Raw genomic sequence first — 20,050 nt, forward strand, 5'->3', positions numbered from 1 at the left:
GAGTGATTCCAGCAGGTTCTGCGTCTGGTCGAGCGCCGCCTCCACATGGCCGAGGTACCGGGGCTGGGCCTCCTGGCGGTACAGGGCCAGGAAATTCCCCGCCCGGGTCAGCCGGTGATGCAGGTGCTGCTCAGAAAGCCGCATCACCGCCTCGAATTCCTCAGCCAGTTGCCGCAGTCCGAGGTTCACGTCCCGGAGCTGCTCCTCCTGCAGGTGGGCGGTGTCCATCAGGCGGCGGTGGGCCTCCTTGAAGGGCGTCACGTCGGTAAGCGTCAGCAGCCACTGTCCTTCGTGTGGGCTGACTTCCAGCAGCATCTCCTGCGGGGCACCGTCATCCGCTTGTAACTGTACCTCACCCCTCAGGCGCTCCCCGGACTGCTGCGCCCGGTCGAGCAGGGCCGCGAAAGTTCCCTGTGAGGCGGAATGCAGGAAGAAAGCGAACCTTCGGCCCAGCAGCGTTCCCGGAGAGGCCCCGAGAAGTTCATAGCTGCGGAGCCAGTAGACCTGTTTTTGGGAATAAGTGAGGGCACCCTCAGCCCCCTTCGCTTCACCGCCTTTTCGAGCACCTGATGATCTGGGAAGTATCGGCTACATATGCAGCCCTTGACCGCCCAGAAATACAACCTGTAGTATCACCCTGTTGCTTTCACGGTGAAAGTCTCCGCAGGAACAGAGGGAAGTCCGGTCATGCCCAGCCATTCGGGTTCAGTCCGGCACAGTCGCGCTACGGTTTCAGTCCGAACGCTCGCCTCGCGGAGTATGCCTTTTGTGCTTCGCCCCCGCGTCAGGGGCGTCAGGTGGGAAGACTTGCTGAACTGACCTTTCGAGAACACGCCCCCGATGATCGGGCGTGTTTTTGTTGACTTTCCTGGTGCAGACGCCCCGAGCGCCTGGGCCTTCCTGCTCGTCTTTTCGGAGGTTTTCCGTGACTGACCCCGCCAAATCTGAAGCCACGCCCGAAACACTGGTGCTGGATTTCCTCGACTACCCACCCGGTGCCCCCCAGGTGCTGAACCCACCACGACCCTACGCTGGCGAAACCCGCGTCACGCACGTCGTTTTTCCCGGGCATACCAACCACCACGGCACGCTGTTCGGTGGGGACGCCCTGGCCTACATGGACAGCGCCGCCTTCATCGCCGCCACCCGTTACTGCCGCCGCAAGGTCGTGACACGCCACCTGAACGCCCTGGATTTCACACGGCCCATTCCGCAGGGAACGATGGTGGAACTGGTCGCCCGTGTGGTCAAGACCGGGCGCACGTCGATGACGGTGCTGGTGGAACTGTTCATCGAGGACATGTACAGCGAAAAACGCCAGCTGGGCTGCACAGGCGAATTCGTGCTGGTGGCCCTGGGCGACGACGGGCAACCGACCAGCGTCCCGCCGCTGAAGGTGAGCGGCCATGCCCGCTGAACTGCCCGTGGAACTCCTGCTGACGGGCATTGCCAGAGGACGCGGCAGCGCCGAGATGATGCTGGAACTGCTCGGCATCCTGCATGACAAGGGTGTGCTGACCGAGGCCGAAGTCCGGCGGGTGGTCAACGTCCTGGCGGCCGACATGAGTGAATTCAACTTGGAGCTGCGGCAAGGCCACCAATCTGTGCCGCTGAAAGGCTGAGCGTGCTGCAACTCGTTTACGACTCGATGACCGGGAACGTTCGGCGCTTCGCCCAGGCTGTCGCGTTGGAGGCCGGGGACATCGACCTGCTGGATGCTCGCCAGCAGAGTCCACAGCGCGAATTTCTGCTGCTGACCTACACCTTCGGTACGGGAGAAGTCCCGGCCAGCACCCGCCAGTTCCTTCACTCTCACGCGCCTCTTTTGCGCGGCGTGGTCGCCAGCGGCTCCTTTCACTGGGGCAAGAATTTTGCGCGTGCCGCCGACCTGATCGCCGCCGAACACCACGTCCCCATTGTGGCGAAACTGAACAAAGGCGGGACTGGGGCCGACCGTGAGCGGGTGGTGGCGTGGCTGATGGAGCAGGAAAACGGTCAACCCCGTTTGCGGCCAGCTGAACCCTGGAGGAACTCACATGGAACCCTGGATTGAACTGAACAACAAGGTCCTCGCCGGAAGCGCGGTGGACACGCGCTTCGACACCGACGCCCTGCAGGTGTACTTTCAGGAGAAGGTCAACCCGAACACTGTTTTTTTCCACGACCTGGCCGAGAAGATCCGCTACCTGACCGAGCACGGCGTGTGGGATCGGGCGATCTTCGAGCGGTACAGGCCGGAAGAGGTGCAGGCCGTGTTTGACCGCGCCTACAGTTATAAGTTCCGTTTCCGCTCGTTCATGGGGGCGTACAAGTTCTACTCCGAGTACGCCACCATGACCCCGGACCGCACACGCTGGCTGGAACGCTACGAGGACCGTCTCAGCATCACGGCCCTGAGCCGCTCGGAGACAGTCGAGGACGCTCTCGAACTCGTGCATCACCTCGTCAACCAGACCTTCACGCCGGCCACGCCCACGCTGATGAACGCCGGCAAGGCCAACACCGGGCGGCTGGTGAGCTGTTTCCTGTTGCAGGACTGCACCGACAACCTCGATTCGATCACCAAGACGCTGGCCTTCGTGGCGGAACTCAGCAAGGGCGGCGGCGGCATCGGCGTGGAGGTCAGCAACCTGCGGGCGCGGGGCGAGGCGCTGCGCGGCATTCAGAACGTCACCAAGGGCGTCATGGGCGTGGCGAAGATGCTGGACAACATGCTGCGCTACGCCGATCAGGCCGGTCAGCGTCCCGGGGCGGGGGCCGTGTACCTGAGCGTGATGCACGCGGACTTCAGCGACCTGCTGAACGCCAAGAAGATCGCCACCGACGAGGACGCCCGCCTGAAGACCCTGAGTGTCGGCGCGACCATCCCCGACGTGTTCATGGAGAAAGTCCGGGCGGGCGAGGACATCTACCAGTTCTACCCGCACTCGCTGTTTCAGCACACGGGGCGCGAGTTCACCGACATCGACTGGACGCGGGAGTACCAGGCCCTCGCCGACAACCCGAATATCCGCAAGAAGCGCGTCCCGGCGCGGCGCGTCCTGGAGGACATCGCGGTGACGCAGGGCGAGAGCGGCTACCCGTACCTGCTGTTCGAGGGACACGCCAACCGCGCCAACCCCATTCCCAACGTGGGCAGCATCAAGATGAGCAACCTCTGCTCGGAAATCCTGCAACCCACCACGCCCAGCTACTTCCACTCGTACGGGCAGGAGCACCGGGACCGGATCGGGCTGGACGTGTCGTGCAACCTCGCCAGTCTGGTGATCGAGCAGACCATGCACAGCGGCGAGATCGGGCGGGTGGTGGGCGCGGCCGTCCGCATGCTGGACCACGTGGCCCGCTCCACCAGCATCACGGAAGTCCCGGCGGTCAGGCGCGCCAACGACGAGATGCGCTCCATCGGCCTGGGCGCCATGGGCCTGCATTCCTTCCTGGCGGGCAGGGAACTCGTCTACGGGTCGCCCGAGGCGCTGGAGTTCGTGGACGTGTTCTTCGCGGCCGTGCACTACCACGCCCGCAAGGCCAGCATGGAACTCGCCCGCGAGACGGGCTTCGTGTTCGGGGGCTTCGAGGGGAGCCGGTACCAGTCCGGCGAGCACTTCGCCCAGTACCTGGAACGGGACTTTCACCCGCAGACGCCCGAGGTCGCGGCGCTCTTCGAGGGCCACACCCTGCCCACCCGCGCCGACTGGCGGCAGCTCGTGCAGGACATCCAGACTCACGGCCTGGCGCACTCGTTCGTGATGGCGATTGCGCCCACCGGCAGCATCTCGTACGTGTCGCACGCCAGCGCCAGCATCATGCCCATCACCGAGAAGGTGGAGACGCGCACCAGCAACAAGGCCCGCACCATCTACCCCATGCCGCACCTGTCCGACGACACGGAGTGGTACTACGAGGAAGCCTACGACATGGATCAGCGCCGCGTGCTGGACACCGTGGCCGCCGCGCAGCGGCACGTGGACCAGGGCATCAGCTGCACGCTGTTCGTGCCGGCCAGCGCCACCACCCGCACCCTGCAACGCTATTACCTGTACGCCTACCGCCTGGGAATTAAAACCCTGTACTACACCCGCCTGCGCAAGACGAACGTGCAGGACTGCCTGAGCTGCGTCGTCTGACGCCCCGAGGACACCCATGACCCAGACGCCTTTTTCCGCCACTAACTGGTCGGAACCCGAGGACAGCTACTCGGCCACGTTCTACGAGAAGTACACGTCCCAGCTGTGGTTCCCCGACGAAATTCCCCTCACGAACGACGCGCTCGTCTGGCAGGCGCTGGGCGACGAGGAGAGGTGGACGTACATTCACGCCTCCGCCGGCCTGAACGCCCTGGACACCCTTCAGGGCGAGGTGGGCATGCCCGCCCTGCGGGGCCTCGTGGATGGCCACATCCGCAAGGCCACGTTGCAGTTTCAGGGCATGATGGAGGACGTTCACGCCCGCAGCTACTCGCTGATCAACAAGACCTTCCTCAGCGCCAGTGAGGAACGCGAGGTGTTCGAATGGGTCCGCACCCAGCCGCACCTGCAATTCAAGATCGCCACCATCCAGGCGGTCTTCGGCGACCCGGACGTGTCGCCCGTGGGCCTGTGGAAGAAGCTGACGGTGTCCTGCATGCTGGAAACGGCGCTGTTCTACAGCGGGTTTTTCTATCCGCTGTACCTGGCCGGACAGGGGCGCATGGTCGCGGCCGGGGAGATCTTCAATCTGATCATCCTGGACGAGGCGCTGCACGGCGTGTACGTCGCCCTGCTGGCGCAGGAGCAGTACGCCGCCCTGAACCCCGCCGAGCAGACGTACGCGCGCGCCTGGTACGAGGACACGCTGCAGATCCTGTACCGCAACGAACTGGCGTACACCGAACTGCTCTACGCCGGCGTCGGGCTGACGGCCGACGTCAAGACGTTCATCCGCTTCAACTTCAACGTCCTGGCCGACAACCTGGCCCTGCCCCGCAGCTTCCCGGACGAGGAGATCAACGCGGTCATCCAGAACGGCATCCGGGCCGGTGGCACCACCCACGACTTCTTCTCGGCCAAGGGCAGCAGCTACAGCAAGATCAGCGTGGAACCCCTGACGGACGACGACATTGAGGCCATCTGGCCGGGCGAGTCTCCCGCCGCCCCACCGCGAAAGGCCGCCCATGACTGAGCGTCCCTTCATGCTGCTCACCCAGGACGCCTGCCCGAGCTGCGAACGGCTCAAGAAGATGCTCTCCGGGCCGCTGAAAGGCGCCTTCGACGACCGGATCGAGGTGATTCACCGCCAGACGAGTGCCGAACGGTTTTCCGAACTCGCGCAGATTCACCGAATTCAGAGCGTGCCCGCGCTCATTCATACGAGTGGTGCCACCCTTTTACAGACCAGCGGACTTGGCGAAGTGCAGCGCTTTTTGATGTCGGAAAGGCTGAATAGGGATTTGCCCCAATAAGAAAGCTGCCCAGGTGGACGGCTTTGATGGTGCAAAGAATAGCGTGTTATGCACCCGAATTCAAGTTATGCACACGGGTCGAGTTTTCAGCGATTGGGACAGCGTATCCCGGCTGATGCAGATCACGGCTAATCACTATTTAGCGTTTTCCGGCGGCCACGCGCTGCCGGGCCCGGTTCACGTTTTCAGTGGGCCTATCTCGATTTCGGATATCTGAAGAAGCGTCGCGAGAATCCAGGCGAGTGGCCTTAGCAGCCGACAAGTCAAATATCGATGGAGCCGCAGAAAAGCAGTGACGAAGGGCAGTTATTGGAGATGTGATTGCACCAGAAACCGTCCCGACCCCTCTTGATACTTCACCACTGAAAGGAACATCAGCCAGGCCGCGTCCACCCTGCACCACAAGATTGCCCACGAATAAGCAAGCCGTTTGTTGCACTGGGGCGCCAGGAATCTCAATTTGTCAGGGACGGAGGCCGCTCCCATTTGAAGACTCGGAGCCTGAGGCACGGTTAGCTTTACAGAAGCTGAACACAGGATGCGTAGCGTGTGGGGCAGAGGTAACCCAAATGCTAAAGCGAACCCTGTTGACCACCGGATTTATGACCCTCAGCGCACTGGCCTCTGCCCAATCCAGCCCGGCGACGCCAGCTCAACTCCAGGGCGTCACGCCGCAGAAGGCCATGCAACTTGCCAACAGCTGGAAGGGAAACGGCGTCAAGAGCTTCGTGACCGACTCAGCCGTGCAATTCACTTTTCCAGATGGGCAGCAGGAGAGCGTTAACCTCCCTGCGAAGCAGATGGTCATTGCCGTTGCCCCGTATGTGAACCAGACCCACCCCTGCAAGACGCATTTCATGTCCGGCTGTTCAGTAGCCGACAACTCCACTTTTTTGTTGTCTGAGTGGGAGTAAAGGCTGTGTCCACTGGTGAAATAGCGTGTGGAGCAGGTGTTGCTCCCATCGCAGCGCATGAATGAGGAGTTGCGCCCCGTATTGAACGAGGCTCATGGCACAGCGACCATGTTTTAATCGCCGAATAGGTCGCTCCTGGGAGCGAAATACGCCAATCTGCAAACAGTTCAGCCACGCCAACACGACGATTCCAAACAGGCGTTCCAGAGCAGCTGGATCAGTCATGGCGGTACGCTCCAGGTCAAAGCCCCTGGATTTGAGGCTGCTGAAGGTGCATTCGATAGACCAACGCATTCGGTACAGCTTCACGGTGTCCAACACATCAAAATCTGTAGCGATGAGCACGAGGTCACCTTCGGGTGACCTCGTTGCCACCACCTGCATCACTTCCCCGAATACACCCGCTTTCTCCACCATGCAACGGTATTGACCGTGCTGGATGTTCCCGAACCACTCATCTCCCCGGAGTGCGTCCAGTTTGGTGTTCTTCTTGATGCGTACCGCCCGCTTGATCCCCTTCTTCCGCAGAAATCGGAACCACTCAGCACCGATGAACTCCCGATCTGCCACGAGACCCCGCCAGCGACACGCTGGAAAGGCCCGCAGCAGTTGACTGACGACCCACATTCTGGCTTTCGTGTCGCTGGTGCCCGTACTGTCCAATGCATCCCACATCAGCGGGATGGTGTACCCGTGAATCACCACGCCCAGCACGAGTAAATTCATAGGTGATTCGCCATGTTTCCAGTTCGTGCGATCCAGACTCAGCAACCACTTCCCTGGCGGAATGTGACTGAGCATCAGCGCCAGGAAGGTCTGCATGGTCAATTGTTCGTCGCCCACGCCGCGTTCTACGCGGCGTTTCTTGGCTTCAACACTGCTCTTCCCTGGCATATGTGGGGAGAGCTTGTGGTGATTGACGCTCTGGGCGGTAATCATCGCCAGCATGATGTCAATGAGGCGCTGAAGCGTATCGATACGCAGCGTTGGGATGAGTGCTTTGAAGTGCTGGGTGAGTTCGGTAGTGTGTGGATGGGCGGGGGTTGAGGCGTTCACACCTTCAACACTCCCGCCTTTTGTCGTTCACATCGGAATCAAAGTCCCTTTTTGATCAATTTTCCCGTCCCACACCACCTCAAACCTAAGTTGTCGGGTACTGAGATAGACGAGGGAGAAACAGTCATTTGGGCCGATGAAGTCGGGATCAGCATCAAGCCTGTCGTGGGGAATACATGGGCCACACGCGGAGAAACGCCCATGATCCTGGCCAAGACCAATTGGAAGAAGCTCTCCATCATCGGGGGAATCACGTCTGGAGGACAGTTTTTCCAGCAAACACATGAGGGTTCAATCAAGGCGACTGGTTTCATCGCCTTCCTGACGCACCTCCTGCGGCACATCGAAGGCAAAATGACCGTCGTCGTAGACAACGCTAAAATTCATAGAGCGAAGATGGTGACGGACTTTGTTGCCACGCAGGAGCGGTTGAGTATCACCTACCTCCCACCGTATAGCCCAGAACTAAACCCGATTGAGCGCGTCTGGGCCTATGTCAAGCGCCATCATCTTGCCAATTTCTGTCCCGAGACCCTGGAACAACTCAAGGCTTACTTGAGAACAGTCTGGCCGAAAATTCGCTACCGTCAGTTACCCGCTCAACTTCTTGGTCTTGACCTTCAGACGACATCAACTTAGCGCGGTATCAATAATTTGCCAGTCCCTGTGACAAGAACCTTACCCAGCTAATACGTAAATGCAGCCGGCATAAAGGCCACGGGCAGCACACCCTTTCGGCGATAGGCGGCAGTGTCAAGAACGCCCCAGTGAGTCGCAGGCGTGGCGCGGGGGCCGCTTGTTCCGCGGGTTCTCAGCCAGCAGTCTCTCCCCCGCCCGTCGACAGCCAGGCCCGGTTCGGCTGAAATAGTCCAGTGACAGAGGACTTTCTATCCTTTGTGGATGACGCAGCGCCCCCCCAGTGAACCGAAGGTCGGCACGACGCAGGCTGACCTGGACGTCCAACTGGCCCGCGCCGAAGACCTGGTGGTGGTCGATCCCAAGGCGGCCGAGCAGCTGACCCGCGAAGTAATCGCGCGGGCACAGGAGGCCGGCGAGGCGCTGCGGGCGGGCCAGGCGGGCGTATTCCTGGGAGCCACGCTGTTTTACCAGGCCCAGTACGACGAGGCGTACAGGGCGTTTCACGAGGCGCTGAGCATCGCACAGGGAGAAGGAGACCGCAGCCTGGAAGCGCGCGCGCTCAACGGCCTTGGGAATGTGGTCAGTCACCAGGGCGATTACGCCGGGGCACTGGAATACTTTATGCAGAGTTCTCACCTGGCGCTGGAGACCGGCGACGAACTGGGGCGCGTGCGGGTACTGAACAACATCGCGGCCCTCAGATCCGAACTTGGCGAACACAGCAGCGCCCTGGCCGCCCACCAGGAAGTGGTGGCGGTGGCCGGGCAAATGGGCGACAGAATCCTGAGCCTTGTGGCCAGCGTGAACGTGCTCGTCGACCTCTGCAACCTGGGAAACCACGACCGCGTTCTGACCCTGGCCGATGAACTCGTGCCGAATCTGCAAGAGAGTGAGGCGCATCAGCCGCTGGTGGTGGCCCAGGCCCACCGGGCCAACAGCCTGCGGGAAACCGGACAGCTGGAGGCGGCGCGGCGCGTCGTGCTGGAAACCCTGCCCGTGGCCGAAGACATCGGTGAACAGATGCATCTGTGTTACCTGATGAATGTTCTGACCATGACGTATCAGCAGCAGGGGCAGTATGCGCAGGCCCTGCCCGCCGCAGAACGTGCCCTGAACCTGGCCCAGACATACGGTATCCGCACGCAGGAGCGCGACGCCCTGGGGCTGCTGTGTGAAATCCAGGAAGCGCTGGGCGACTTCCAGGGTGCGCTGGCGTTCCTGCGCGCCCACTACCAGCTGGAACGCGAGCTTCACGCCGAGAACGTGGACCGCAAGACCCGTTTCATCACCGCGCAGTTCGAACTGGAGACGCTACGGCGTGAGGCCGAACAGGAGCGGGAGCGCCGGCAGCAACTCCTGAAGGATCACTCGGCCCTGCGCGAGGATCACGCGCTGCTGAGTCACCTGGCCGCGCACGATCCCCTCACCGGCCTGGCCAATCGCCCCCATTTTCAGGAAAGAGCAGCGGAAGCCCTGAAACACGCCGGGGAGAGCTGCGTGGGCCTGCTGTTCCTCGATCTGGACGGCTTCAAGGCGGTCAACGATACCCTGGGCCACGACGCGGGGGATGACCTGCTGCGGCAGGTGGCCTCGCGCCTGCGTGCTCAGCTCAGGCGCGAGGATGTGATCGCCCGCCCCGGCGGTGATGAGTTCACGGTGCTGCTCCCCCACCTAAGCAGTCCAGACGACGCGCAGCGGGTCGCCCGGAAGCTCCTGCGCGCCCTGACCGAGCCGTTCACCGTGTATGGGCAGACCGTGCACATCAGCGCGTCGGTAGGCAGCGCCGTGGCCCCGCATGACGGCCTGAGCTTCACCGAGTTGAACCGCTGCGCCGACGAGGCCATGTACCGCGTGAAACGTCAGCGGGCAGCAACGAAACTGCCCGCCCCCACCTGAAGGCCGCTGACAGAAGACAGGCGTAGGCCAGGCCAACCACACGCGCTTTTCCGCCTGAAGCGCGGTCTGCCCTACAGCTTCAGCAGTTCGGGCGACTGCGGGCGGGCAATCAGGTAGCCCTGAATCAGGTCGCACCCCCAGTCCTGCAATTCCTGAAGCTGCTCCGGGTCTTCCACGCCTTCAGCGACCACCTGCAGGCCCGCTTCATGGGCGAAAGTGATGAGGGCGCGCACGATCGGCCGTGACGAACGGCGCTCAGGCACGGGACGCAGATCCTGGATGAGCGACCGGTCGATCTTGAGCCAGCGTGCCGGCAGCTGGTGCAGGCGGCTGATGCTGGAGTATCCGGTTCCGAAATCGTCCAGCGCCAGATCCAGGCCGGCGCCGTCGAGTTCCTCGGCTTGCAGGAATCCCGCGTCACCCACCACGGCCCCCTCGGTGACTTCGATGATGACGGCTTTGGGATCCAGACCGAAGTCGTGAAGCGCAGCGCTGACCTGATCGGCAAAATCCGCCTCCACGAACTGCTGCGGCGCCACGTTGACGGTGACCTTCAGCGCCGGCCAGCGCGCCCGCAAATGACTAAGCTGCGCGCAGGCTTCGCGCAGCACCCAGTGGCTGAGCGGCGACATGAGACCGCTCGTCTCTGCCACAGGAATAAAGCGGCCAGGCGGCAGCAGGCCCAGCTGGGGGTGCTGCCACCTCACCAGCGCTTCGAGGGCCACGGGTTCAAGCGTCTGGGCGTCCACGATCGGCTGGTAATGCAGGCGCAGTTCGCCGTTCTCCAGCGCCCGGCGCAGCGCCTGCCCGAGTTCGAGTTGCTCCATGGCGGCCTGCCCCAGGTCGGCCTGGAACCGCCGCACCGCGTGACGCTCGCGTTTGGCCAGGTACATGGCCAGGTCCGCGTTCTTTTGCAAGGTGGTGATGTCGCTGCCGTCGTCGGGAAAGACTGCCACACCGATAGAGGCGGTCATGCGCCATTCGCGTCCGGCCAGTTCCATCGGGGCACTCAGCGCCTCCAGAATGCGCGTCGCCGCAATCTCAGCTCCGGTGTGAAGCCGCATGGATCTCAGCAGCACCATGAACTCGTCGCCGCCCTGGCGCGCGACCAGGTCGCCTTCCCGAACCGAGTGGCGCAGGCGTTCGGCCACCTGTTTGAGCATCAGGTCGCCGATATCGTGCCCCAGGGTGTCGTTGACCTGCTTGAAGTGGTCAAGATCGATAAACAGGACGCCCATCTCGGTGTGGGGGTGCGACTGCAAACTGGCCTGAAGCAGCTCTTCAAAGGCAGCGCGGTTGAGCAGACCGGTCAGGCTGTCATGCTGGGCCTGATAGGCCAGGCGCTCCTGAGCGGTCTGCAAGGCGGCATTGGCCTCGGAGAGTTCCAGGTAACGCAGGCGCTCCTCCGCGGCGCGGTGTTCCAGGCGCTCGATCTTGAACTGCGCGGCCATTACCTGCGTTCTGTGCTGAAGCATATCGGCCATGACCGCCTGCTGCGCCGCCGCCGCCAGGCGGGCCTCACTGAGCGCCTCCTGGTAGGCCCCCTGCTGCTCCAGCAGAGCGGCCAGATCGCGGTGGCCCTCGGCCTGGCGCACCGAGAAGTCCAGCGCGTCCGCCAGCGTCACCGCCTGCCTGAGAGGAACCAGGGCCGCGTCAGGCTGATTCTGGCTCATCAGCACCTGACTCAGCGTGAGCAGGGCGTCACACATATTCTCGCGGTCGCCCAGTTCATCTGAGAACTGCACGGCCTGCTGCGACACGTTCAGGGCGTCGTCGAGCTGCCCCAGCACCAGCAGGTCACGCGCCATGTTGGCCAGAATCAGCCCCTCGTGCTGCTTGAAGTTGGCGTCACGGGCGCGCTCGAGCGTGGCGAGGTTCAGGGACAGGGCTTTGTCGTACTGGCCCAGTTTGTGATAGCTCAGCGCCGTATTGATCGAGGCGCTGGAGATGAGCACGGAATGCTGCAGCTGATGGGCCAGTTCCAGCGCTTCAAGGTGGTACGTCAGCGCGGTTTCGAAATCGTTGAGGTCAAGGTACAGGTTGCCGAGGTTGTTCAGTGTTTTGGCCTGACCGAGCACGTCCTGCATGCTCTGCACCAGTCGCAGACAGCGCAGGTGGTACTCCAAACCCTGTCCCAGTTGCCCTATCTTGACGTTGGTAATCCCCAGGCCGTTGAGGTTACGCGCTTCCAGCGCCTTGAGGCCGAGCGACACCGCGACGGCCGCGCTCTCCTCGAAGGCGGCGCGCGCCTGCGCGTAGTTGGCCAGATAGAAATGTCCGTAGCCCATCAGCATGCGGGCACGCGCCACTCCAGCCTCATAGCCGCACCGCTCGGCCAGCTCAAGCGCCTCGCCGGCGAGTTCCTGCGCGCGCTGCATGGAGACCATCAGCAGTGCGTCGGCTTCGTCGTTCAGTTGATCAACGGTGTGGCGGTCAGCCGTGAGGCGAGCATGGGCAGGATGGTCAAGCGACATGAAAGTTCCCTGGGATCGAGGCTTGCAGTGGACAGGGTCTTTGAAACCCTGAAGCGGAGCTCAATATTATCGGCGGAAAGCTGACAAGCTTCTGAACACAGCTTCAAACAGGCGGCAGAGAAGGTAGGCCTGGCGTGGCACGTCCGCATTTCGGTTCTGCATTACCCTTCCGGCCTTTCCCAAGGTTGACCCGTTGCAGGAGAGGTCGGGTTACGCAGCGCGAACCTGCCGATCCTACTGGGCGGGTATCAATCTCAATTCCCCAAAGAGACAATAAGCCTGCGGCACTTCTGAAATGAAAAAGTTCTTCGGCACAGCTGGATCCCAGTCCGAAAAAGCTGTCTGTGGACGTGCATGATATTCTGCCGTTACCTTGAGGTATGGCGAAGGAGTCCCGGCAGGTCAAGGAAATCCGGCAGGTGCAGGGCCACGACGAACGCAACATTGCCCGCCTGGCGCTGGCCCTGGCACAAAACCGCGTGCCCGACACCATGCAAAGCTGGGAAAAACAACTGACCACCGACGCCCTGGGAGCCATTCACGTCAAGTGCGTATCCCGGAGTGACTCGGTGGTGCCGCACGGCCTGGACAACGACATCATCGTGGGCCTGGTCAACGCGTTCGTGGAGCAGGGTCTGCCCAACACCGGCGTGCTGCAGCTCTCGGCCTACCGCCTGCTGACCCTGGCGGGGTTGCGCGTGGGTGGACGGCAATACAGCGAACTGCTTGAAAGCCTGCGCCGCCTGCAGGGTTCCACCTTCGCCATCACCGACTCGTGGTTCGATGGTCGGCAACACCAGTGGACCAGCGAGGAATTCAGCATCATCAGCTCCTTTGCCCGTGTGGATGTCACCGAAATCGCCGATGACATCGGGCAGTTGCGGGCCGACACCATGCTGGAAATCCAACTTGCCCGCGCCATTACGCGCAGCGTACGCAACGGGCACCTGCGTCCCCTTGACCTCGAGTTCTATTCGCAACTGTCGCAGCCCATGGTTCGGACGCTGTACCGCAGCCTGGAGGAGCGCCGCGCACCCGCCGGAAAGGTCGCCACCAACGAGTACACCGTCAGCACCCGCATCTGGGGCGAGCATCTGGGCATGCAAGGCTGGCGGCTGGACAAGATTCGCCGCGCCCTGGAACCTGCACACGGTGAACTGCTGGAAACCAAGTATCTGCTGGAAGTCGTTTACACCGGCCGGGGCGAATCGCAGCAGGTCACTTACCGCTTCGGGAAGGTGGCCGCGCCTGTGAACGCGGAACTGGTGGCGCTGCTCACCAAAAATGGGCTGAGTGCCCCGAATGCCGTGAAAATCGTGCAGGAGCACGCCGGTCAGGTCGAGGTCACAGTGGCGGCCTTTCACCGTGTGGTCGCCCAGGCCCGCACGCCCGTGAAAAACCGCCAGGGCCTGCTGGTGGACATGTTTCAGAACCCGGACAAGTACGCTGAATACATGGACGCCGCGCACCCTAGACCGCTGGACACGCCATCAAAACCCAGGGAACGCAAAGCCGCAAAAACAGTCGATGAGGACTGGGAAACCAGGCAGGCCGAGGAGTGGCTGACCCTGGCCCCGGAAGCACGTGAAAAGCGCATGTTGAACCTGCTGAACATGATCATGACCGAGCACATGACCAAAGAGGAAATGGGGGTCGTTGCCACGCTGGTGGGAAACGGCACGCTGGACGCCCTGGATACCGCCCGCGCCCTGACCCGCGCCATGGCCGAAAAGACGCTGGCCGCCTATGCCAGGGAATTACGCGGCCAGATCGAACTTTAGGACGTTTTTCCAGAAACTACATATTGTCTCTTTGGGGAAGCTTGTCTCTTTGGGGAATTTTCCAGAAGATGAGCTTGTCTCTTTGGGGATTTGAAGCAAAAAAGGGTGTCCAGCAGGCAACTTCTCAACGAAAACTTCTGAGCTTGTCTCTTTGGGGATTTGGGGGCAAATGATACTGTCTCTTTGGGGAATTGAGGCCTTCCGAACTTGTCTCTTTGGGGAATGGGCATTTTTTAGATATTGTCTCTTTGGGGAATTTGTATTGTCTCTTTGGGGAATTGCAGTTGAGACAGCTTGTCTCTTTGGGGAATACTGGATGAATATTGCTGTCTCTTTGGGGAATGAGCTTGTCTCTTTGGGGAAAAAAACACCCTTGAGCTTGTCTCTTTGGGGAATTTAGGGCGAAAAATTCGCGCCAGGAGTGGATATGCATACCCCCGCCTGATGTTGATCATCAATGTTTTAAAACATCTTTTAAATCTTTAAAAGAACATCAATCAGGGCAATCCCAAAAAACACAAAATTTGCGTTCTCCGAGAATTTTTCTCGTCTTAGACAGGTTTTTGTGGCCTTCCGTCAATTCCCCAAAGAGACAAGCTCAGTTCAGTTGGTAACCAGAAGCGATTTTGGTAGATTTCTCAGATTTGACCTTCGCTTGACCTATGGAATGCCTCTGTTTGCTCCTGAGAAGGCCTTGAAGGCCCGAGAGCCAGAAAAAGGCGACTCATAGTCGCAGGTTCGTTTAGAGACCCCTTCATGGCCCTCTCAGCGAGTTTGAGCCGGTAGCGTAACGTGTTCACATGGACACGGAGTCTGCTCGCCAGTTCTTCCAGGGTTCCAGAATGCGCCAAATACGCCCTGAGTGCGGCTTCTACCTTGCCATCCGGGTCAACGCTCGCCAGTTGAGCCTTCACCTGAGCCCGCAGTCCATTTAGGGCGTCGCTTTGCAGGAGTTCGTACAGGGTATCCACTTCCATGAAAGTCACGACACCCGCTTCACGCAGCGAGGACAGCGATTGGGCCGCTTCTTCCAGTGCATTTTTGAAGTCTGGGCGCTGGTGAGCAGCACTGACGCCCAGCTTCACGCGGCGGCCTGTGGATGCCGTCAGGGCGGCAAACAATTCGTTCGTTTCCAGTTTCAGGTCATGAGTCGACCACAACCAGATGGCCTGCGAACCCCGCACGGTACAGAACCCGCCCAGGTTCCTTTCCGCAAAGTACCCCTCGCCTACGCCCGCCAGCACGTCCAGCGCATGAGCGTGCGCGGCCTGGGCGCTGGCTCCTCGACCCGGTTCGTCCTCGAACGAGGCGAGGGCCACCGCGAAGGACTCGCCGCCCACCGTGAACGGATCACTGTGTCCCTGAAGCAGGGCTTCCAGCGTACGTTCCCCCACGCGCCGGCGAGACGCGCCCGCTGCCGCCGATTGCAGGCGGGCCAACAGCGCGTACTCCACCACCACGGGCGTCATGGGGTTCCAGTCGGGGGGGAAACTCACGGTCAGGCGTCCCACATGCCTGCCGGCATGGGTCAACTTGAACTGCTGCGTCTCCCCTACCGGACGGCCCGCCGACGCCACCACATCTCCCCAGCTGGCGCGAATTTCCACGAATCCGCCAGTCAGACGCACCAGGAACGTCGCCAGGGCCTGCTCCGGCTGCGGGCGCGACACCGCCTGACGAAGCGAGGCCAGCAGGCCGGGTAATTCCTCGATGGTCAGCGCGGCGGGCAAATCTGAAACGGACATTTGTAGAATTCTACAAAATAAGGAGAAAAGTCTGTGGTTATCGACAAATGCAATCGGGGCGAATGCCCCTTATTCTGAAGGGACTCAATCAAGCCGGGGGGCAGCGGGACGTGAACTTCACGCCAGACAACCAACAGGTCAGAACACACCGCGGACACGCTGTCAAAGTCGTGCTTCTCGGCGCTGCGCTGTCTGGCCTGGCGAACGCCGCGTCTTACCGCATGACCTCCTTCGTCGTGGTTGGGACACAACCCAGACCCGCCTTCGCCTGGTGCGACGCCAGAGACCGCATCCTGGCCGTGACCGCGCCGTCCCCCGCGCTGTCCGGGCCAGACGACGTGCGCGGAGTTTCCCTGCTGCGCTGGTTGAAAAACAAACCCGTGGCATCGAACTTTCATTACAAACTCGGCCCGCTGGAAGGCGCGGCCGGATCGACCTACATCGGCCTGATTCCCGCCGGGTTCAGGGCCACGCGCGACCTGACCAGCCGGTACTTCGTTCACCTGAGCAACGTGGAAAGTCCGGCCGGAATGGGGTACCGGATGCAGCGCGTCGTGCGCTTCAAGACCATGCAGGGGGAGAACACCTGCCGGTACATTCCGAACGCCGCCTTCATGGGAGCCACCGCGAAACGCACGGTCATCGTGTGGGACGAGGGGGACGCCATCACATACGCCACCCGCAACTTCGATGGAACACCCGGCGTTTACGTCACCGGCGGACGGAAAACCCGCAGCGTCGAAGGCGGAACCACCTACGATTTCAGGACGGAGGACGGTTTCCAGTATCGCTTGGTCATTGATGATGACGGCCCCGGCACAGGCGCGGCGGTTCACGTTTTCCGCAATGGCAGCCTGAAATCCCGTGAATCTTTCCTCGCTTACTCCATCAGCACCCCAACCCCCTAACCCCTCAGGTCAAGGAGAACCATGACTCAATCTGAAGCCGTAAAAGCTAACCATGAACTGGCCGCCCAGTTGCGCGAAAGCCGCCTGAACCCCGGCATCAAGCACTTCATCGGCGGGCAGTGGGTGGACTCCCTCAGCGGGGAAACCTTCGACACGCACTCCCCGGTGGACAACAGCTTCCTGGTGAAAACTGCCAGGGGCGACGCACAGGACATCGACCGCGCCGCCAGGGCCGCCTGGGACGCCTTCCAGATGTGGCGTGAGGTGGGCGGCGCGGAACGCCGCAAGATCCTGCACAGGATTGCCGACCTGATCGAGAAGCGCTCTCAGGAAATTGCCGTACTGGAAAGCCTGGACACCGGGCAGGCCATTCGCTTCATGAAGTCTGCGGCGACCCGCGGCGCCGAGAACTTCCGTTTCTACGCCGACCGTGCCCCCGCCGCGCAGGACGGCCAGAGTCTGCCCACCACCGGGTTTATCAACTACTCGCTTCGCCAGCCGATTGGCCCGGTGGGCGTCATTACGCCCTGGAACACGCCGTTCATGCTGTCTACCTGGAAAATCGCCCCGGCCCTGGCCGCCGGGTGCACGGTGGTGCACAAGCCCGCCGAGTGGAGCCCGGTGAGCGCCACCCTGCTGGCCGAGATCATGGACGAGGCGGGGCTGCCGAAGGGCGTTCACAACCTCGTGCACGGCTTCGGGGAAAGTGCGGGCAAGACCCTCACCGAGCACCCGCTGATCAAGGCCGTGGCCTTCGTGGGTGAAACGACCACCGGCAGCCACATCATGCGCCAGGGTGCCGACACCCTGAAACGCGTTCACTTCGAGCTGGGCGGCAAGAACCCGGTCGTGGTGTTCGATGACGCCGACCTCGATAAGGCCCTGGACGCGGTGGTGTTCATGATCTACAGCCTGAACGGCGAACGCTGCACCAGCTCCAGCCGTGTGCTGATTCAGGAGGGCATCTACGACGAGTTCACCAAACGTATTGCCGAGCGCGCCAGCAATATCCGCGTGGGCGACCCCCTCGACCCGGAAACGGAAGTCGGGCCGCTCGTTCACCCGCGCCACTTCGAGAAAGTCATGTCGTACTTCGACAAGGCCCGCGAGGAAGGCGCCACCATCGCCGAAGGCGGCGTGCGTGTGGGTGAGAGCGGCAATTTCGTGCGTCCCACCCTGTTCACAGGGGCGCGCAACGACATGCGCATCGCGCAGGAAGAAATCTTCGGTCCGGTGCTGACCGCCATTCCCTTCAAGGATGAAGCCGAAGCCCTGAGCCTGGCCAACGACGTCGCCTACGGCCTGGCCGGGTATCTCTGGACGAACGACCTGATCCGCGCCCACCGCTTCGCGCACGGCCTGGAAGCCGGCATGATCTGGGTCAATAGCGAAAATGTCCGCCACCTGCCCACTCCCTTCGGCGGCGTGAAAAACAGCGGCATCGGACGCGACGGCGGCGATTACAGCTTCGAGTTCTACATGGAAACGAAGAACATCGCCATTTCCCTTGGCACGCACAAAACCGCGAAACTCGGCGTTGGGCAGGCCCCCAAGATCGACAAGAAGGAAGCGGGCGAGTAAACGCTCTCCCGGCCCCATTTTTCAGGAGGAATCATGACAGCAACGGAGAAATTTGAAGGTAAGGTCATCCCGCCCATGCACAGGAATGGGACTGGGGCGGTGAACGGCGAGCAGTTCCTGGCACGGCTGCGGCAGAATCCGCCGACGCTGTACATCGACGGCGGGCGGGTCGAGGACCCCACCACGCACCCGGCCACCGCGAACATGTGTCGGTCGCTGGCGGGCCTGTACGACCTGCAATTCGAGGAAGACTTGCGCGACCCCCTGACCTTCGAGGAAGACGGCAAGCGGTACGCCCGTTCTTTCATGGAGCCGAAAACGAAGGAAGACCTGAAACTGATCGCCGAATCGCACCGGATTCGCGCGAATTATGGCCTGGGTTTCCTGGGGCGTGCGCCCGATTACATGAACGCCAACGTGATGGCGGCGGGCGCGGGCGCCGAATACTTCGCGCAGTGCAAACCCGAGGGCGACCACAAGGTGGACTTCGCCGAGAACATGCGCCGCTACGCGAAATTCGTGCGCGACAACGACCTGTGCCTGACGCACGCGCTGACCAACCCGCAGGTGAACCGCAGCAAGATGGCGTCCGAGATGCCCGACCCTTACATCGCGCTGGGCGTGGTAAAGGAAACCGACGAGGGCATCATCGTGCGCGGCGCCCGCATGATGGCGACCCTGCCGATTGCCGACGAAATCCTGATTTTCCCCTCCACCGTGCTGAAGGAAAACGCCGACAAGAGCCGCTACGCCATGGGTTTCGCCATTCCCTGCAACGCGCCGGGCGTGAGCTTCCAGTGCCGTGAACCCATCGACGTGGGCCGCGATCCCGAAGACCATCCCCTCAGCAGCCGGTTCGACGAGCAGGACGCCTTCGTGATCTTCGACGACGTGCTGGTGCCCTGGGAGCGCGTGTTCCTGCTGTACGACGTGGAACTGGCCAACAAGGCCTACGCTGGCACCGATGCCGTGCTACACATGGCCTACCAGGTCGTGAATCTGAAAATTGCCAAGACCGAGGCGTTCCTGGGGGTGGCCCAGAGCATCGTGAATGCCATCGGCTCTGGCGGGTTCCAGCACGTGCAGGCCAAGATCGCCGAGATCATCATCATGCTGGAAATCATGAAGGGCCTGGAAGTCGCCGCCCGCGAGCAGGCCACCGTGAACAAGTACGGCGTGATGACACCGGCCCGTGGGCCGCTGGACGCCGCCCGCAACTACTACCCCGCCAACCACCAGCGCCTGCCCGAACTGCTGCAACTGCTGGGCGCCTCCGGCATCATCATGATGCCCAGCAAAGCCGACCGCGAAGGGCCGCTCGGGCCGCAGATCGACAAGTTCCTGCAAGCCGGCAACGCCAGCGCCGAAGACCGCCTGAAACTGTTCCGCCTGGCCTGGGACATGAGCATGAGCAGCTTTGCCGGCCGCCAGTCGCTGTACGAGAAGTACTTCTTCGGCGATCCCGTGCGCATGCACTCTGCCCTGTACGAGGTTTACGACAGCAGCGAACCCGTGCTGCGCATTCAGGAATTCCTGAAGCGCAAGTAAGCCGCTGGCGTGGGGTTTGAGAGTCCGAGCAGCTTTTCAGGACTCTCAGACCCTGTGGCCCGAACCCATTG

General features: G+C 61.8%; 17 protein-coding genes. 14 read left to right on the forward strand and 3 right to left on the reverse strand.

Translation table 11 applies throughout. The annotated features are described in order from the left end of the window. Positions 1–45 precede the first annotated feature (45 nt). From E5Z01_RS19470 to E5Z01_RS08830, 8 genes are all read left to right on the forward strand, one after another. A complete protein-coding gene (locus E5Z01_RS19470; protein ID WP_167757838.1) occupies positions 46–345 on the forward strand; it encodes a hypothetical protein in 300 nt (99 codons plus the stop codon). Positions 346–925: 580 nt separating this feature from the next. Continuing rightward, positions 926–1,417, forward strand: a complete 492-nt coding sequence (locus E5Z01_RS08800) for an acyl-CoA thioesterase (protein ID WP_240738255.1) — start codon at positions 926–928, stop codon at positions 1,415–1,417. Next, on the forward strand, positions 1,407–1,622 hold the full coding sequence (locus tag E5Z01_RS08805; RefSeq protein WP_119766786.1) for a hypothetical protein: 216 nt from the start codon (positions 1,407–1,409) through the stop codon (positions 1,620–1,622). Before E5Z01_RS08800 ends, E5Z01_RS08805 begins: the two co-directional genes overlap by 11 nt. A gap of 2 nt (positions 1,623–1,624) precedes the next feature. Continuing rightward, positions 1,625–2,053 (forward strand): class Ib ribonucleoside-diphosphate reductase assembly flavoprotein NrdI, encoded by a 429-nt coding sequence (gene nrdI, locus E5Z01_RS08810; protein ID WP_135229022.1) that lies wholly within the window; start codon positions 1,625–1,627, stop codon positions 2,051–2,053. Next, entirely contained in the window at positions 2,037–4,124 is a 2,088-nt protein-coding gene (gene nrdE, locus E5Z01_RS08815; protein WP_135229023.1) for a class 1b ribonucleoside-diphosphate reductase subunit alpha, read from the forward strand. Before nrdI ends, nrdE begins: the two co-directional genes overlap by 17 nt. Positions 4,125–4,140: 16 nt before the next feature. Further along, positions 4,141–5,157, forward strand: a complete 1,017-nt coding sequence (locus tag E5Z01_RS08820; protein WP_135229024.1) for a ribonucleotide-diphosphate reductase subunit beta — start codon at positions 4,141–4,143, stop codon at positions 5,155–5,157. After that, positions 5,150–5,437 (forward strand): thioredoxin domain-containing protein, encoded by a 288-nt coding sequence (locus E5Z01_RS08825; RefSeq protein WP_135229025.1) that lies wholly within the window; start codon positions 5,150–5,152, stop codon positions 5,435–5,437. The genes E5Z01_RS08820 and E5Z01_RS08825 overlap by 8 nt, the downstream gene beginning before the upstream one ends. A gap of 602 nt (positions 5,438–6,039) precedes the next feature. Next, on the forward strand, positions 6,040–6,351 hold the full coding sequence (locus E5Z01_RS08830) for a hypothetical protein (protein WP_240738256.1): 312 nt from the start codon (positions 6,040–6,042) through the stop codon (positions 6,349–6,351). Here the strand turns inward: E5Z01_RS08830 and E5Z01_RS08835 are convergent. Next, positions 6,307–7,290 (reverse strand): IS4 family transposase, encoded by a 984-nt coding sequence (locus E5Z01_RS08835; RefSeq protein WP_276321245.1) that lies wholly within the window; start codon positions 7,288–7,290, stop codon positions 6,307–6,309. The genes E5Z01_RS08830 and E5Z01_RS08835 overlap by 45 nt on opposite strands. A gap of 168 nt (positions 7,291–7,458) precedes the next feature. Here E5Z01_RS08835 and E5Z01_RS08840 point away from each other — a divergent pair, with 168 nt between their 5' ends. Both E5Z01_RS08840 and E5Z01_RS08845 read left to right on the forward strand, forming a co-directional pair. Beyond that, a complete protein-coding gene (locus tag E5Z01_RS08840) occupies positions 7,459–8,046 on the forward strand; it encodes an IS630 family transposase (protein WP_135229027.1) in 588 nt (195 codons plus the stop codon). A gap of 261 nt (positions 8,047–8,307) precedes the next feature. Then, positions 8,308–9,942 carry a tetratricopeptide repeat-containing diguanylate cyclase gene (locus E5Z01_RS08845; RefSeq protein WP_135229028.1) on the forward strand — a complete coding sequence of 545 codons (1,635 nt, stop codon included), beginning with the start codon at positions 8,308–8,310 and terminating at the stop codon, positions 9,940–9,942. A 71-nt stretch (positions 9,943–10,013) separates the two neighbouring features. On the opposite strand, the gene E5Z01_RS08850 is transcribed toward E5Z01_RS08845, so the two are convergent. Further along, positions 10,014–12,416: a putative bifunctional diguanylate cyclase/phosphodiesterase gene (locus E5Z01_RS08850; RefSeq protein ID WP_135229029.1), complete on the reverse strand. Its 2,403-nt coding sequence runs from the start codon at positions 12,414–12,416 to the stop codon at positions 10,014–10,016. A 380-nt stretch (positions 12,417–12,796) separates the two neighbouring features. Between E5Z01_RS08850 and E5Z01_RS08855 the strand changes: the two genes are divergently transcribed. Next, entirely contained in the window at positions 12,797–14,197 is a 1,401-nt protein-coding gene (locus E5Z01_RS08855) for a replication initiator protein A (protein WP_135229030.1), read from the forward strand. 638 nt (positions 14,198–14,835) lie between these two features. Here the strand turns inward: E5Z01_RS08855 and E5Z01_RS08860 are convergent. Further along, entirely contained in the window at positions 14,836–15,942 is a 1,107-nt protein-coding gene (locus tag E5Z01_RS08860) for a helix-turn-helix domain-containing protein (protein WP_135229031.1), read from the reverse strand. A gap of 62 nt (positions 15,943–16,004) precedes the next feature. Between E5Z01_RS08860 and E5Z01_RS08865 the strand changes: the two genes are divergently transcribed. The 3 genes from E5Z01_RS08865 (at position 16,005) to hpaB (ending at position 19,979) form a co-directional block, all read left to right on the forward strand. Then, positions 16,005–16,850, forward strand: coding sequence for a hypothetical protein (locus tag E5Z01_RS08865; protein ID WP_135229032.1), 846 nt, complete (start codon positions 16,005–16,007; stop codon positions 16,848–16,850). 21 nt (positions 16,851–16,871) lie between these two features. Continuing rightward, positions 16,872–18,431, forward strand: coding sequence for a 5-carboxymethyl-2-hydroxymuconate semialdehyde dehydrogenase (gene hpaE / locus E5Z01_RS08870; protein ID WP_135229033.1), 1,560 nt, complete (start codon positions 16,872–16,874; stop codon positions 18,429–18,431). Positions 18,432–18,506: 75 nt separating this feature from the next. Next, positions 18,507–19,979, forward strand: coding sequence for a 4-hydroxyphenylacetate 3-monooxygenase, oxygenase component (gene hpaB, locus E5Z01_RS08875; protein ID WP_167757844.1), 1,473 nt, complete (start codon positions 18,507–18,509; stop codon positions 19,977–19,979). The last annotated feature ends 71 nt before the right edge of the window (positions 19,980–20,050 follow it).

Origin of the sequence: Deinococcus fonticola (assembly GCF_004634215.1) — a bacterium.
In the GTDB taxonomy this organism is placed as follows: Bacteria; Deinococcota; Deinococci; order Deinococcales; family Deinococcaceae; genus Deinococcus; species Deinococcus fonticola.

Bases quoted from the DNA above. Each gene is read 5' to 3' on its own strand.
- E5Z01_RS08855 (WP_135229030.1), top strand. From the start codon at position 12,797: ATGGCGAAGGAGTCCCGGCAGGTCAAGGAAATCCGGCAGGTGCAGGGC.
- E5Z01_RS08825 (WP_135229025.1), top strand. From the start codon at position 5,150: ATGACTGAGCGTCCCTTCATGCTGCTCACCCAGGACGCCTGCCCGAGC.
- hpaE (WP_135229033.1), top strand. From the start codon at position 16,872: ATGACTCAATCTGAAGCCGTAAAAGCTAACCATGAACTGGCCGCCCAG.
- E5Z01_RS19470 (WP_167757838.1), top strand. From the start codon at position 46: ATGGCCGAGGTACCGGGGCTGGGCCTCCTGGCGGTACAGGGCCAGGAA.
- E5Z01_RS08835 (WP_276321245.1), bottom strand. From the start codon at position 7,290: ATGATTACCGCCCAGAGCGTCAATCACCACAAGCTCTCCCCACATATG.
- E5Z01_RS08845 (WP_135229028.1), top strand. From the start codon at position 8,308: ATGACGCAGCGCCCCCCCAGTGAACCGAAGGTCGGCACGACGCAGGCT.
- hpaB (WP_167757844.1), top strand. From the start codon at position 18,507: ATGCACAGGAATGGGACTGGGGCGGTGAACGGCGAGCAGTTCCTGGCA.
- E5Z01_RS08830 (WP_240738256.1), top strand. From the start codon at position 6,040: ATGACCCTCAGCGCACTGGCCTCTGCCCAATCCAGCCCGGCGACGCCA.
- E5Z01_RS08805 (WP_119766786.1), top strand. From the start codon at position 1,407: ATGCCCGCTGAACTGCCCGTGGAACTCCTGCTGACGGGCATTGCCAGA.
- E5Z01_RS08860 (WP_135229031.1), bottom strand. From the start codon at position 15,942: ATGTCCGTTTCAGATTTGCCCGCCGCGCTGACCATCGAGGAATTACCC.
- E5Z01_RS08850 (WP_135229029.1), bottom strand. From the start codon at position 12,416: ATGTCGCTTGACCATCCTGCCCATGCTCGCCTCACGGCTGACCGCCAC.
- E5Z01_RS08865 (WP_135229032.1), top strand. From the start codon at position 16,005: ATGCCCCTTATTCTGAAGGGACTCAATCAAGCCGGGGGGCAGCGGGAC.
- nrdE (WP_135229023.1), top strand. From the start codon at position 2,037: ATGGAACCCTGGATTGAACTGAACAACAAGGTCCTCGCCGGAAGCGCG.
- E5Z01_RS08820 (WP_135229024.1), top strand. From the start codon at position 4,141: ATGACCCAGACGCCTTTTTCCGCCACTAACTGGTCGGAACCCGAGGAC.